Annotated in this window: 8 protein-coding genes; 5 read left to right on the forward strand and 3 right to left on the reverse strand. The window is 69.7% G+C overall.

Annotation, left to right across the window (positions count from 1 at the left end; all coding sequences use genetic code 11):
• Positions 1-433 precede the first annotated feature (433 nt).
• The 4 genes from ACFYW8_RS05435 to ACFYW8_RS05450 all read left to right on the forward strand — a co-directional run bounded on the left by ACFYW8_RS05435 (position 434) and on the right by ACFYW8_RS05450 (position 10,361).
• Positions 434-5,374: an NAD-glutamate dehydrogenase gene (locus tag ACFYW8_RS05435; RefSeq protein ID WP_389068209.1), complete on the forward strand. Its 4,941-nt coding sequence runs from the start codon at positions 434-436 to the stop codon at positions 5,372-5,374.
• Positions 5,375-5,630: 256 nt separating this feature from the next.
• Positions 5,631-6,140 carry a GtrA family protein gene (locus ACFYW8_RS05440; protein ID WP_389068212.1) on the forward strand — a complete coding sequence of 170 codons (510 nt, stop codon included), beginning with the start codon at positions 5,631-5,633 and terminating at the stop codon, positions 6,138-6,140.
• Positions 6,141-6,177: 37 nt separating this feature from the next.
• Entirely contained in the window at positions 6,178-9,213 is a 3,036-nt protein-coding gene (locus tag ACFYW8_RS05445) for a CDP-glycerol glycerophosphotransferase family protein (RefSeq protein WP_389068215.1), read from the forward strand.
• Positions 9,210-10,361: a glycosyltransferase gene (locus tag ACFYW8_RS05450; protein WP_365870279.1), complete on the forward strand. Its 1,152-nt coding sequence runs from the start codon at positions 9,210-9,212 to the stop codon at positions 10,359-10,361. Before ACFYW8_RS05445 ends, ACFYW8_RS05450 begins: the two co-directional genes overlap by 4 nt.
• Before the next feature lie 114 nt (positions 10,362-10,475).
• On the opposite strand, the gene ACFYW8_RS05455 is transcribed toward ACFYW8_RS05450, so the two are convergent.
• Entirely contained in the window at positions 10,476-11,300 is an 825-nt protein-coding gene (locus ACFYW8_RS05455; protein ID WP_389068798.1) for an ABC transporter ATP-binding protein, read from the reverse strand.
• Between the two features lies 1 nt (position 11,301).
• Positions 11,302-12,222: an ABC transporter permease gene (locus tag ACFYW8_RS05460; RefSeq protein WP_365870278.1), complete on the reverse strand. Its 921-nt coding sequence runs from the start codon at positions 12,220-12,222 to the stop codon at positions 11,302-11,304.
• Positions 12,223-12,397: 175 nt separating this feature from the next.
• Here ACFYW8_RS05460 and ACFYW8_RS05465 point away from each other — a divergent pair, with 175 nt between their 5' ends.
• Complete coding sequence (locus ACFYW8_RS05465) at positions 12,398-13,054, forward strand: TetR/AcrR family transcriptional regulator (protein ID WP_389068217.1); 657 nt, start codon at positions 12,398-12,400, stop codon at positions 13,052-13,054.
• Between the two features lie 40 nt (positions 13,055-13,094).
• Here ACFYW8_RS05465 and ACFYW8_RS05470 read toward each other — a convergent pair whose 3' ends face one another.
• Positions 13,095-14,054, reverse strand: coding sequence for an ADP-ribosylglycohydrolase family protein (locus tag ACFYW8_RS05470; protein WP_389068219.1), 960 nt, complete (start codon positions 14,052-14,054; stop codon positions 13,095-13,097).
• Positions 14,055-14,103 lie beyond the last annotated feature (49 nt).

A 14,103-nucleotide genomic window follows, 5' to 3' on the forward strand; every position in this document is an offset into this window, starting at 1 on the left:
ACATACGGCTCATGACGACCCCCGGGTCGGGGGCGATAGCCTGGTGGCGTGATCAGCGCGATATCTCGCGGGGGCATCGTCGCCCCTGCCCCGCGCCCGGAGCGCACGGACGACATCCGTGACCGGGCGGCAATCGCTGATCTTCACGGGCGGGACGGGATCATGGCGACGGCCGTATGCGCGAGCGGAAACGCGGCGAGCGCCCACGGCCACGCACTCCGTACGTCGATGGCACCCCGGGCACGGACGTCGCCGAGAGCAGCGTCACAGTCTCCGGGGGCGTCGAGAATGGCCGATACCCCTCCGCCCATCTCACCTTGCGGCATAGCGTCGAAGCAGACCGGACACCCCGCGTCGCGGCGTTGCGTCGGAAGCGACGAGACCGTACTTCCTTCAACGTCACGCAACGGCGCGCGACAGGAGCCAGAGGACAATGCAGACCAAGCTGGACGAAGCCAAGGCCGAGCTGCTCGAACGGGCCGCCCGGGTAGCTGAGAACAGCCCGGTCGGGGGGCACCTACCGACTGGGACGACGGACGAGGGCACCCCTGACCGGGACACCGTGCTCGCGTTCCTCCAGCGCTACTACCTGCACACGGCCCCGGAGGACCTCACCGACCGCGACCCGGTCGACGTCTTCGGAGCGGCCTTCTCCCACTACAGACTGGCCGAGAACCGCCCGCAGGGCACGGCCAACGTGCGCGTGCACACACCCACCGTCGAGGAGAACGGCTGGACCTGCAGCCACTCCGTCGTCGAGGTGGTCACGGACGACATGCCCTTCCTCGTCGACTCGGTGACCAACGAGCTGTCCCGCCAGGGGCGCGGCATCCACGTCGTCATCCACCCGCAGTTCGTCGTACGGCGGGACCTCACCGGCAAGCTCATCGACGTGCTGCCCGCGCGGCCCTCCGCCGAGGAACTGCCGCACGACGCGCACGTCGAGTCGTGGATCCACGTAGAGATCGACCGGGAGACCGACCGGGCCGATCTGAAGCAGATCACCATCGACCTGCTGCGCGTCCTGTCCGACGTCCGTGAGTCCGTCGAGGACTGGGAGAAGATGCGCGACGCGGCGCTGCGGATCGCGGAGGAGCTCCCCAAGGAGCCGACCGCCGACGATCTGCGCGACCAGGAGGTCGAGGAGGCCCGGGAACTGCTGCGCTGGCTCTCCGGCGACCACTTCACCTTCCTCGGGTACCGCGAGTACCAGCTGCGCGAAGACGACTCGCTGGCCGCGGTCCCCGGTACCGGGCTCGGCATCCTGCGCTCCGACCCGCCGCACGGCGGCGACGACAGCCACCCGGTCAGCCCGTCCTTCGAGCGGCTGCCGGCCGACGCCCGCGCCAAGGCCCGCGAGCACAAGCTGCTGATCCTGACCAAGGCGAACAGCCGGGCCACCGTCCACCGGCCCTCGTACCTGGACTACGTCGGGGTCAAGAAGTTCGACGAGAACGGTGACGTCATCGGGGAGCGCCGCTTCCTGGGCCTGTTCTCCTCCGCCGCGTACACCGAGTCCGTGCGCCGGGTGCCCGTAGTCCGCCGCAAGGTCGAGGAAGTCCTGCGCGGCGCCGGGTTCTCGCCCAACAGCCACGACGGGCGCGACCTCCTCCAGATCATGGAGACGTACCCGCGCGACGAGCTGTTCCAGACCCCCGCCGACGAGCTCCGGGCGATCGTCACGTCCGTCCTGTACCTCCAGGAGCGGCGCCGGCTGCGGCTCTACCTGCGCCAGGACGAGTACGGGCGCTACTACTCGGCGCTCGTCTACCTCCCGCGCGACCGCTACACCACCGGTGTGCGCCTGCGGATCATCGACATCCTCAAGGAAGAGCTCAACGGCACCAGCGTCGACTTCACGGCCTGGAACACCGAGTCGATCCTGTCCCGGCTGCACTTCGTGGTCCGCGTCGAGCCGGGCACCGAGCTGCCGCAGCTCTCCGACTCCGACAAGGAGCGCATCGAGGCGCGACTCGTCGAGGCCGCCCGCTCCTGGGCCGACGGCTTCGCGGAGGCGCTGACCGCCGAATGCGGCGAGGAGCGCGCCGCCGAACTGCTGCGCCGGTACGGCAACGCCTTCCCCGAGGGCTACAAGGCCGACCACTCCCCGCGCTCCGCCGTCGCCGACCTGGTCCACCTCCAGGCGCTCGGGCAGGAGCTCAGCAAGGACTTCGCGCTCAGCCTCTACGAGCCGGTGGGCGCGGCGCCCGGCGAGCGCCGTTTCAAGATCTACCGCACCGGTGAGCAGGTCTCGCTCTCCGCGGTGCTGCCCGCCCTGAACCGCATGGGCGTCGAGGTCACCGACGAGCGGCCGTACGAACTGCGCTGCTCGGACCGTACGACGGCGTGGATCTACGACTTCGGGCTGCGCCTGCCCAAGTCTCTGAACGGCAACGGCGACTACCTCGGCGACGACGGCCGCGAGCGGTTCCAGGAGGCCTTCGCCGCCACCTGGACCGGTCAGGCCGAGAACGACGGCTTCAACGCCCTCGTGCTGAGCGCCGGACTGACCTGGCGGCAGTCGATGGTGCTGCGCGCCTACGCGAAGTACCTGCGCCAGGCCGGTTCCACCTTCAGCCAGGACTACATGGAGGACACCCTCCGCAACAACGTCCACACCACCCGGCTGCTCATCTCGCTGTTCGAGGCGCGGATGTCGCCGGAGCGCCAGCGCGCCGGTGTCGAGCTGACCGACGCCCTGCTGGAGGAGCTGGACGCGGCGCTCGACCAGGTCGCCTCGCTGGACGAGGACCGGATCCTGCGGTCATTCCTCAACCTGATCAAGGCGACCCTGCGCACGAACTTCTTCCAGCAGGCGGTCGGCGGCAAGCCGCACGAGTACGTCTCCATGAAGTTCGACCCGACGGCGATCCCGGACCTCCCGGCGCCGCGCCCGGCGTTCGAGATCTGGGTGTACTCGCCGCGTGTCGAGGGAGTGCACCTGCGCTTCGGCAAGGTCGCGCGCGGTGGTCTGCGCTGGTCCGACCGGCGTGAGGACTTCCGTACGGAGATCCTCGGTCTGGTCAAGGCGCAGATGGTGAAGAACACCGTCATCGTGCCCGTCGGCGCCAAGGGCGGCTTCGTCGCCAAGCAGCTTCCCGACCCGTCCGTGGACCGCGACGCCTGGCTGGCCGAGGGCATCCGCAGCTACCGGACCTTCATCTCCGCGCTGCTCGACATCACGGACAACATGGTGGCCGGCGAGATCGTCCCGCCCACCGACGTCGTCCGGCACGACGAGGACGACACCTACCTCGTGGTCGCCGCCGACAAGGGCACCGCGACGTTCTCGGACATCGCCAACGAGGTCGCCCAGGCGTACGACTTCTGGCTGGGTGACGCGTTCGCCTCCGGCGGCTCCGCCGGATACGACCACAAGAAGATGGGCATCACCGCCCGCGGCGCCTGGGAGTCCGTGAAGCGGCACTTCCGGGAGCTCGGCGTCAACACCCAGACGCAGGACTTCACCGTGGTCGGCGTCGGAGACATGTCCGGCGACGTGTTCGGCAACGGCATGCTGCTCTCCGAGCACATCCGCCTGGTCGCCGCGTTCGACCACCGGCACATCTTCATCGACCCCACCCCGGACGCGGAGACCTCGTACGCCGAGCGCCGCCGCCTCTTCGAGCTGCCGCGCTCCTCGTGGGCCGACTACAACACCGAGCTGATCTCGGCCGGCGGCGGCGTCTTCCCGCGCACGGCCAAGGCCATCCCGGTCAACGCGCACGTCCGTGAGGCCCTCGGTCTCGACTCCGGCGCCGCGAAGATGACGCCGGCCGACCTGATGAAGGCGATCCTCCAGGCGCCCGTCGACCTGCTGTGGAACGGCGGCATCGGCACCTACGTGAAGTCGTCCGCCGAGTCGCACGCGGACGTCGGCGACAAGGCCAACGACGCGATCCGCGTCGACGGCGGCGACCTGCGCGTCAAGGTCGTCGGCGAGGGCGGCAACCTGGGGCTGACCCAGCTCGGCCGGATCGAGTTCGCCCAGCACGGCGGCAGGATCAACACCGACGCCATCGACAACAGCGCGGGCGTGGACACCTCCGACCACGAGGTGAACATCAAGATCCTGCTCAACGCGGTGGTGGCCAACGGCGATCTGACCGTCAAGCAGCGCAACAAGCTGCTCGCCGAGATGACCGACGAGGTCGGCGCCCTGGTGCTGCGCAACAACTACGCGCAGAACGTGGCGATCTCCAACGCGCTGGCCCAGTCCCCGAGCATGCTCCACGCCCAGCAGCGGTTCCTGCGCCATCTGGTCCGTGAGGGGCACCTCGACCGGGCCCTGGAGTTCCTGCCCAGCGAGCGGCAGATCCGCGAGCGGCTCAACGCCGGTCAGGGTCTGACCGGTCCGGAGACGGCGGTCCTCCTCGCCTACACGAAGATCACGGTCTCCGTCGAGCTGCTCGCCACCTCGCTGCCCGACGACCCGTATCTGCAGAGCCTGCTGCACGCGTACTTCCCGACGGCGCTGCGCGACAAGTTCCGCGAGCAGATCGAAGGGCACGCGCTGAGCCGCGAGATCGTGACGACCGTCCTGGTCAACGACACGGTCAACACGGGCGGTACGAGCTTCCTGCACCGCCTGCGCGAGGAGACGGGCGCCTCGCTGGAGGAGATCGTCCGGGCGCAGACCGCGGCCCGCGCGATCTTCAACTCCAGCGCGGTGTGGGACGCGGTGGAGGCGCTCGACAATGTGGTCGCCGCCGACGTCCAGACCCGGATCCGGCTCCACTCGCGCCGTCTCGTCGAGCGCGGCACGCGCTGGCTGCTCAACAACCGGCCGCAGCCGCTCCAGCTCGCCGAAACGATCACCTTCTTCAGTGACGGTGTCGAGCACGTGTGGTCGGAGCTGCCCAAGCTGCTGCGTGGCGCGGACCTGGAGTGGTACCAGCAGATCTACGACGAGCTGTCGAGCGCCGGCGTGCCGGACGAACTCGCCACCCGCGTCGCCGGGTTCTCCTCCGCGTTCCCGGCGCTGGACATCGTCTCGGTGGCCGACCGCACGGGCAAGGACCCGATGGCCGTCGCCGAGGTCTACTACGACCTCGCCGACCGTCTGAGCATCACCCAGCTCATGGACCGCATCATCGAGCTGCCGCGTGCCGACCGCTGGCAGTCCATGGCCCGCGCGTCGATCCGCGAGGACCTGTACGCGGCCCACGCGGCCCTCACCGCCGATGTTCTCGCGGTGGGCAACGGGACCTCCACTCCCGAGCAGCGCTTCGAGGCCTGGCAGGAGAAGAACACGGCGATCCTCGGACGGGCCCGCACGACGCTGGAGGAGATCCAGGGTTCGGACTCGTTCGACCTCGCCAACCTGTCGGTGGCGATGCGGACGATGCGGACACTGTTGCGTACGCACTCCTAGACGGTGGTTCCCAAGAGGTAGTTCCCGGGCGTTGCTGCCCGGGAACTACACGCAACAGGGGCGCCCCGGGTCATATCGACCCGGGGCGCCCCTGTTGCGTGTGGGGCTGCAGTCACACTTTCTTGCCGATCTCTGGCGAAACTCCGGCTCGTAATTTACCTATACCTGGTAAATAGGACATTTAGCTTAAGGTTGGCTCGACTGACGGCCCGACCGCCGGCTCAGCGACGGACAGACGTGTGGAGGAACCGGACCCGTGACTGCGCACCTCACCGAAAGGCGGGCCCCTGCGGCGACGCCGCCCGTCATCGGTCCTCGGAGGGCTCCCAAGGCTCCCGAGGCCAAGGCCCGGAAGGGCGGCCGCCTGGTCCTGGAAGTGGTCCGCTTCTCGGTCGTCGGCGGCAGTGGGGTCGTCGTCAACATCCTCGTCTTCAACCTGGCGCTGCACGGCCTGAACTGGGCGCCGATGGCCGCCACGGTGGTCGCCAGCTGTGTCGCCATGGGGACGAACTACCTCGGCTTCCGCTTCTTCGCCTACCGGGACCGGGCCTCACGCACCCGGCGCCAGATCGCCCTCTTCTTCGCGTTCAGCGGACTCGGTGTCGTCATGGAGAGCGTGTTGTTCTATCTCGGCTATCACGGCCTGGGGATGAGCGGTCCGCTCGGCTCGAACGTCGCCAAGGCGCTGTCGATCGTGCTGGCCTCGGCGTTCCGTTTCGTCGTGTACCGGACTTGGGTCTTCCAACACGCAAAGAACGGTCGATAGCGTCCCTGAGTGGGGCGCGATGTCTACGATTATTGGGATGAATGTGGATCAACGTAGCGCGTATGCCGAACACGGGACCGAGCCCGTCGACCCCGGGGCGGACCCCTCCCCGAGCGGGCCCGGGCCGTCCGAGCACCGGGCGGAGCCTCCCGGGCAGGGGAGGGAGCCGTCCGAGTGCGCGCCCGAGCCCGCCGCCTCCGCGGCCGGGTCCGCCGGATCCGGGCCGGACCGGCCGGCCGTCTCCGTGGTCGTCATCGTCTACAACGACGCCGCTCGGCTGACCACCGCCGTGCGCTCCGTCCTGGACCAGACGCTGCACGACGTCGAGGTCGTCGTCGTCGACGACCGCAGCACCGACGGCTCGTACGAGGTGGCGCGCCAACTGGCCGCGGCCCACCCCGGCCGGGTCCGTGCCTACCAGCTGCCCGAGAACAGCGGCGGCTGCGGCGCCCCCCGCAACCGCGGTATCACCGAGGCTCGCGGCACCTACCTGATCTTCCTCGACAGCGACGACGTCCTTGAGCCCAACGCCTGCCGCAACATGCTGGAGGCCGCCGAGGACACCGGCGCGGACCTGGTCTCCGGCCTCTGCGTGCGCGTGCACGTCGACTCGCGCGCCGGCAAGGAGGTCAAGTGGTACCCCTGGCTGTACGAGCGCACCCGCACCCTGGAGTCGATCTCCGAGCTGCCCGACCTGCTGGTCTTCGACACCCTGTCGACCAACAAGTGCTACCGCCGGCGGTTCCTGCTCGACGAGGGGCTGCGCTTCCCGGTCGGCATCCACTACGAGGACCTGCTCTTCTCCGCCCAGGCGTACGCCACCGCCCGCCGCATCACCCTCATCCCCAACCGGGTGTACGACTGGCGGGTCGCCGACAAGGCCGAGGCGAAATCCATCAGCAACCGGCGTGACGAGATCGCCAACTTCACGCACCGCATGGAGATCCACCGGCGGGTCGACCAACTCCTCGCGGACAAGGGACTCCTGGAGCTGAAGTTCGCCAAGGACGTCAAGTTCCTCAAGCACGACCTCGTGCTGCACATGCGCGAACTGCCCTTCCGTGACGCCGCCTTCCGTGAGGAGTTCGCGGCGATCGCCCGGCAGTATCTGGAGTCGATCGACCGCGCCGCCTTCGACGAGGCCGAGCCCGTCCACGCCATCTGCGCCTATCTCCTCCAGGTGAGCGACTGGGAAAACCTGCTGCCGGCCGTGGACACGCTCGCCAACCGCGACAAGATCTCCTCGCCGCTCGTCGAGCGCGACGGCCGGGTGTACTGGTGCGCCGAGCATCTCGACGACCCCTTCGGCCGGCACGTCCTGGACGTCACCGACCTCGGTCACCACGTCAAGCCGGTCGACAAGATGTTCCTCCGCAACGCGCTGACCTCGTACGGGAGCACCGGCGGAACGGTCCGGCTCGCCGGGCGCATCACCAACCCGCTCGGTGTGATCCCGCCCGGCGCCCGGCTCACCGGAGAACTGGAGTTCTACGCCCGCCGTCCCGGAGTGCGATTCCAGACCTTCCGCTTCCCCGTGGCGAGCGTGCGGCACGCGGGTGAGTCCGTCGCCTGGGAGACCTCGGCGGACCTCGCGGCCGTGCGGCCGCTGGGCATCGTGGACGCGGTGTGGGACGTACGGCTTCACCTCGACGTCGACGGCGTACGCACCACCACCCGGCTCACCGCGGCCGAACCCGACCTGGCCGCCGGACAGTTGCCCGTCCGGCCTCGGCTCACCCGGCTGGTCGCCGACCGCATCGAGCCGGTCGTCTCCTCGCGTGGGCACCTGTCCTTCCGGCTGGTCCCCGACAAGAAGACGAACGTCCTCGTGCAGCGCGGTGTGCACGGCCGGGCCGGCACGCTCGCCAAGACGAGCTACCGCAAGGCCCGTTCCCTGCGCAAGAAGCTCACCTCGGGGGAGACGAAGATCCGCCTCTACCACGAGGTGTTCAGCCGGCTGCCCGTCCGGAAGGGGCTCGTCGTCTTCGAGAGCCACCTGGGCCGCCAGTACAGCGACAGCCCCCGGGCGATCTACGAGGAGATGCGCCGCCAGGGCGTGGAGTTCCAGGCGGTCTGGGCGCACGCCGGCACTCCGGCCGGTTTCCCGGACGACGCCACCCTCGTACGCCGCTGGTCCCTGCCCTACCTCAGGGCGCTCGCGCAGGCCGAGTTCTGGGTCGACAACCAGAGCTACCCGCTGAAGCTCACCAAGCGGCCGGACACGACGTACATCCAGACGTGGCACGGCTCCGCGCTCAAGCGGATGGGCTTCGACGAGCCCGAGTGGAAGCTCAAGTCCCGTGAGGAGCAGGCCGAACAGCAGCGCACGCTGGACCGCTTCGACCGGTTCCTGATCCGCTCCGAACACGATGTGCGCACCCTCGCGCGGGCGTTCCGGCTCCAGGAGCGGACCCTGCTGCGGGTCGGCTACCCGCGGAACGACGCGCTCGTGCAGGCGAGACAGCGGGAGGAGACCGGCGGGCGGCGTGAACGCGGCCCGCTCGCCGCCGAGCTGGGCATCCCCGAGGACAAGCAGATCCTCCTGTACGCCCCGACCTTCCGCAGTCGCGGCAGCGGACAGCGGCGGTTCGAGCTGCCCTTCGACGTCGAGCGTTTCGCCGACGCGTTCGGCGACCGCTATGTCCTCCTCGTCCGCTCCCACTACCTGAACCACGTCGTGCTCCCGCCCTCCGTGCGCGGCCGTGTCGTCGACGTCACCGCGCACCACGACGTGACCCCGCTGCTGGCCCTCGCCGACGGGCTGATCACCGACTACTCGTCCGTGATGTTCGACTACGCCCTTCTCGACCGCCCCCTGTTCTTCTTCGTGTACGACTACGACGCGTATGTGCACGAGGGCCGCGGAACCTATTTCGACCTGCTGGAGCGGGCGCCGGGACCCGTGGTGCGGACCGAGGACGAACTGCACGCGGTGCTCGCGTCGCTGGAGGAACAGACCGTCAAGTACGGGCCCAGACGCGAGCAGTTCACCGCCGAGTTCGGCGAGTACGACAAGGGGACGGCGGCCCGGAGTGTCGTCGACGAGTTCTTCGGAAAATGGAGGCGTGGATGACCGGCCATGCGCAGCGGGACATCTTCTTCGTCTCGAACAGCGTCGACGAGCTCGGCGGGGTGACCAGTTGGTCGCACCAGATGGCCCGGCTGTTCACCGAGCGCGGTCACCGTGTGCACGTCGTGGGCGTCACCGAGCCCGCCGTCCCCCAGGATCTGGGCGAAGTGCCGTACCCCACCACGACGTTGTACGACGTCCATCCGCCGAGCGTCGGACCGGCGCGCGGACTCAAGGGGCGGCTCGACCTCAACAGGCGGAGGCTGCGGGCCGAGCGGGCGGCGGGCATGCGGGAGCGGGCCGCCGAGCTGACCGCGCTGTTCCGGGCCGCCCGGCCCGGCGCCGTCGTGATCGTCACCCAGGTGTGGGCCATGGAATGGGTGGCGCTCGCCGACACCGACGGGCTGACCGTCATCGGGATGAGCCACGAGTCCTTCGAGTACTCCCGGAAGACCTCACGCTTCAGGCGGGTCCTGAAGCACTACAAGGACGTCGACCGGATGCTGGCCCTCACCCGCGAGGACGCCGACCTGTGGATCGGGCAGGGCATGAACAACGCGTCCTTCATGCCGAACCCCCTTCCGTTCATGCCCGAGGTGCCCTCGCCGCGCACCGGGAACGTCGTCGTCAGCGTCGGCCGGCTGCACGACCAGAAGGGCATCGACATGCTCCTCGACGCCTGGGCCGAGACCGCCCCGGGCCACCCCGACTGGCGGCTGCGGATCTACGGCTCCGGCGAGGACGAGGAGATCCTGAAGAAGCAGTGCACGGCCCTCGGGCTCGACGACTGCGTCGACTGGATGGGGCGGACGAGCGATGTGCCGGGTGCGCTGCGCAGCGGCTCGGTCTTCGTGCTCTCCTCGCGGGGCGAGGGTTTCCCGCTCGCCCTCATGGAAGCCATGGCCACAGGTCTGCCGTGTGCCGCCTTCGACTGCGCGCCCGGCGTCCACGAGATCATCCGGGACGGTGAGGACGGCCTGCTGGCCACCCTCGGCAACACCGGTGAACTGGCCCGCCGGCTGGACACTCTGATGTCCGACAAGGCCCTGCGGGACTCCATGGGCGAGGCGGCGCGCGCGAACATCCAGCGCTTCACGACGGACGAGGTCGTCCGCAGGTGGGAGGGACTGTTCGCGTTCCTGGAGCGCTGAGCGGCCACCGGCGCGAGCGACGACCTGAGGCGGAGCCGGTTTCCGGCTCCGCCTCAGGTCGTCGCGCACTGGGTCCGCGTGCTCAGAAGTTCACGTGCTCAGAAGTTCACGTGCCTACTTGCCCGTGAACTTCTCGTACTCCTTGAGGACGTCCTCGGTCGGACCGTCCATGCGCAGCTCGCCGCGCTCCAGCCAGAGCGCGCGGTCGCAGGTGTCGCGGATCGACTTGTTGTTGTGGCTGACCACGAACACCGTGCCCGCGGTTTTGCGCAGCTCGCGGATGCGCGCCTCGGACCGCTTCTGGAAGGAGGCGTCACCGGTGGCGAGAGCCTCGTCGATCAACAGGACGTCGTGGTCCTTGGCCGCCGCGATGGAGAAGCGCAGCCGGGCCGCCATACCGGAGGAGTAGGTCCGCATCGGCAGGGTGATGAAGTCGCCCTTCTCGTTGATGCCCGAGAAGTCGACGATCTCCTGGTAGTGCCCCCTGATCTGCTCGCGGGACATGCCCATCGCGAGGCCGCCGAGGTAGACGTTCCGCTCGCCGGTGAGGTCGTTCATCAGGGCCGCGTTGACGCCGAGCAGCGCGGGCTGGCCGTCGGTGTAGATCCTGCCGTTCTCCACGGGAAGGAGGCCGGCGACCGCCTTGAGCAGGGTGGACTTGCCCGAGCCGTTGGTGCCGATCAGGCCGATGGCCTCGCCGCGGTAGGCGATGAAGGACACGTCCTTGACGGCGTGCACCTTGCGTACACCCGCGGCCTTCTCGGTCTCCTTGCGCCGCAGCATGCGGTTGAGCGCGGCGGTGGCGCTGCCCCGCCCCCCGCCGGTGCCGTTGACCCGGTAGACGATGTCCACGTGGTCGACGACGACGGTGGGGACGAGCGCGTCGGCGGTACCGGTCGCGCCCTGGGGCCGCGCGTCCTGCGTGAGGGTGTCAGCCATGTCAGCCACGTCCGTACGTCTCCTCGGCCTTCCAGAAGTAGATGAAGCCGCCGACTCCGGCGAGCAGGGCCCAGCCGATCGCCAGCGCCCACACGTGGTGCGGCAGCTGGTGGGCGTGGAAGCTGTCGATCAGCGCGTAGCGCGTCAGGTCGATGTAGACGGCGGCCGGGTTGCTCTCCAGGGCGACCATCGCCCAGTGCGGCGTGTGGCTGTGCTTGAGCGTCGAGGCGATGCTCCACATGACACCGGAGACGTACATCCAGGTGCGCAGTACGAACGGCATGAGCTGCGCGATGTCCGGCGTCTTGGCGCCCATGCGTGCCATGACCATCGCCACGCCCGCGTTGAAGACGAACTGCAGCGTCAGGATGGGCACGACGAGCAGCCACGACGCGCTCACCGGCACACCGAAGCAGAGCAGGATGACGACCAGCGCGGCCATCGAGAACAGCAGCTGCTGGAGCTGCTGGATGGCGTACGACACCGGCAGCGCGGCACGCGGGAAGTGCAGGGCGCGGACCAGGCCGAGGCTGCCGGAGATCGCCCGGGTGCCCGCCATGATCGAGCTCTGGGTGAAGGTCCAGATGAAGACGCCGGTGACCAGGAACGGCACGAAGTCCGGCACGCCGTGCTTGGTGCCGAGCAGCACACCGAAGATGAAGTAGTAGACCGCCGCGTTCAGCAGCGGGTTCGCCACCTGCCAGACCTGGCCGAGCTTCGCCTGGCTGTACTGCGCGGTGAGCTTGGCGGTGGCGAAGGCGGTGATGAAGTGGCGCCGTGCCCACAGCTGGCGGACGTACGCGGGCAGGCTCGGGCGTGCGCCGCTGACGGTGAGGCCGTACCGGGCGGCGAGGGCCGCGGCGTCCTCGGCGGGGGAGGCCGGTGACGCTGTCGGGGGCGGTGTGTTGAGAACCTGGCTCACATCCGTTGCTTTCGCTCGGGGGGTGGGGGGCGCGCGCGGTCCGTCCCGAACGATTCCAACGGCGTTTCTTGCCGTTTTCTTGCGTCGGAACGGGACCGTATCGTCGTAACGCGAGAGTAGGCCCAGTCGACGTCGGAACGCAACCGTTTCGTCGTAACGCCCTATGCTGGTCCGTATGACGACGAACGCCGACACAGCCGCGAGTGCCGCCACGCCCGCGCCTGCCGCCGGGAAGGCCCCGCGTCGCCGGGCTCCCGCCGGCGCGGCCGTCCTGCGCGAGGACGTCACCGAGGCCATCCGCGCCGCCGTCTTCGCGGAACTCGCGTCCGTCGGCTACGCCCGGATGTCCATCGAGGGCATCGCCCGCCGTGCGGGCGTCGGCAAGACCGCGGTCTACCGGCGCTGGCGCTCCAAGCTCCATCTCGTGCTCGACCTGGTCTCGGCGGTCGCGGTCCAGGGGCTTCCCGCTCCTGACACCGGCTCCCTGGAGGGCGACCTGCGGCTGCTGTACGAGGTCACCTCGCGCGCCCTGCGGCACCCGGTCGCCGGCCAGATCATCCCCGACCTCCAGGCCGAGGCGGCCCGCAATCCCGAGATCGCGGACGCCATGCAGCAGGCGCTGCGGCAGGGCCAGCAGTCGGTGTCGAACGGGATCGTAGCGTCGGCCGTCGCGCGGGGCGAGATCCGTGACGGGGTCGATGTCGAACTCGCGCTTGACCTGATGTCCGGCCCGCTCTACTGGCGCGCGGTGGTGGTCCGCGGCCCCAAGGTCCCGAAGGGCTACCTGGCCAGCCTGGCCCGCGCGACAGCGGCGGCGCTGAAGGCACTCTGACCTCGAAGGCCCCCGCTCAGGGACCTCCGATGCCCCCGGCTCAGGGCCGGTCATCCCGGGCGGGCCGGTTCCCGGTCGGCCGTTCCGCCGTCAACCGGCGTGCCAGGTCAGCGAGTTCGGCTGCCCGCAAGACCCGTTCGCCCCAACCCGGCAGGGGTACGTGCAGCGCCTCGGTCCACCGCTCGGGCAAGGCGCCCTCCCCGTGTACCGCTCCCGCGAGTGCGCCGGTCACCGCCGCGACGGTGTCCGTGTCGCCGCCGAGGTCGATCGCCGCGCGTACGGCGTCCTCGTAGGAGTCCGTGGTCCGCAGCGCCCATACGGCCGAGCCGAGACAGGGCCACACCGCGCCGTTGAACTCCGTTGCCCTGTCGGGATGCCAGTCGGCGGCGAGGACCGTGGCGTAGCGGGCCCGGTGGTCCGGGTGGACGGCGTCGAGGGTGTCCGGGAGCGCGATGAGGGGGTCGTGCCCGAGCAGGGCGACGCGGATCAGTTCGTGGAGGATCGCCGTGCCCTCCCAGGCGGCGCGGTCGCCGTGGGTGAGTGCGGCGATGCGGCGGGCGGCGGACATCGTGGCGTCCCGGCCGTACGGGGCGAAGAACACGGCGGACGTCGACGCCCGCATCAACGAGCCGTTCCCGGCGGCGCGTTGGTTGACCTGGAAGTGCAGGGCGGCTGCCATGTCCCAGGGGTCCCCGCTCGTCAGGACCGCTTCGGTCTGCAGGCCGATGTCCTTGGGGTCGGCCGCCGCCCACCGCCGGAACCGGTCGAACATGTCCGGGAGTTCGAGGCGGCCGTGCCGGATCAGCGACTCGCCGACCAGGACGGTCATCTGTGTGTCGTCGGTCGCCTCACCCGGGTCCCAGCCGCCGCCCCCGCACATCTCCCCGCCCTGCCCGGGTGCCGGGAAGCGTCGCGTGAACGCGCCTTCCGGGCCGAACTCGAACGGCGCGCCCAGCGCGTCGCCCACGGCGGAGCCGAGGATGGTGCCGATGGCGGTCATGGGGCGAGCGTAAGGCGGTGAGCGGGTAGGGGGCGAGCGGGTTTGGGCG

This window comes from Streptomyces sp. NPDC002742, assembly GCF_042888885.1.
In the GTDB taxonomy this organism is placed as follows: Bacteria; Actinomycetota; Actinomycetes; order Streptomycetales; family Streptomycetaceae; genus Streptomyces.

What these genes read in the sequence shown, in the direction of transcription:
- ACFYW8_RS05435 (WP_389068209.1), top strand. Translation starts at nt 434, where the DNA reads ATGCAGACCAAGCTGGACGAAGCCAAGGCCGAGCTGCTCGAACGGGCC.
- ACFYW8_RS05445 (WP_389068215.1), top strand. Translation starts at nt 6,178, where the DNA reads ATGAATGTGGATCAACGTAGCGCGTATGCCGAACACGGGACCGAGCCC.
- ACFYW8_RS05450 (WP_365870279.1), top strand. Translation starts at nt 9,210, where the DNA reads ATGACCGGCCATGCGCAGCGGGACATCTTCTTCGTCTCGAACAGCGTC.
- ACFYW8_RS05455 (WP_389068798.1), bottom strand. Translation starts at nt 11,300, where the DNA reads ATGGCTGACACCCTCACGCAGGACGCGCGGCCCCAGGGCGCGACCGGT.
- ACFYW8_RS05465 (WP_389068217.1), top strand. Translation starts at nt 12,398, where the DNA reads ATGACGACGAACGCCGACACAGCCGCGAGTGCCGCCACGCCCGCGCCT.
- ACFYW8_RS05470 (WP_389068219.1), bottom strand. Translation starts at nt 14,054, where the DNA reads ATGACCGCCATCGGCACCATCCTCGGCTCCGCCGTGGGCGACGCGCTG.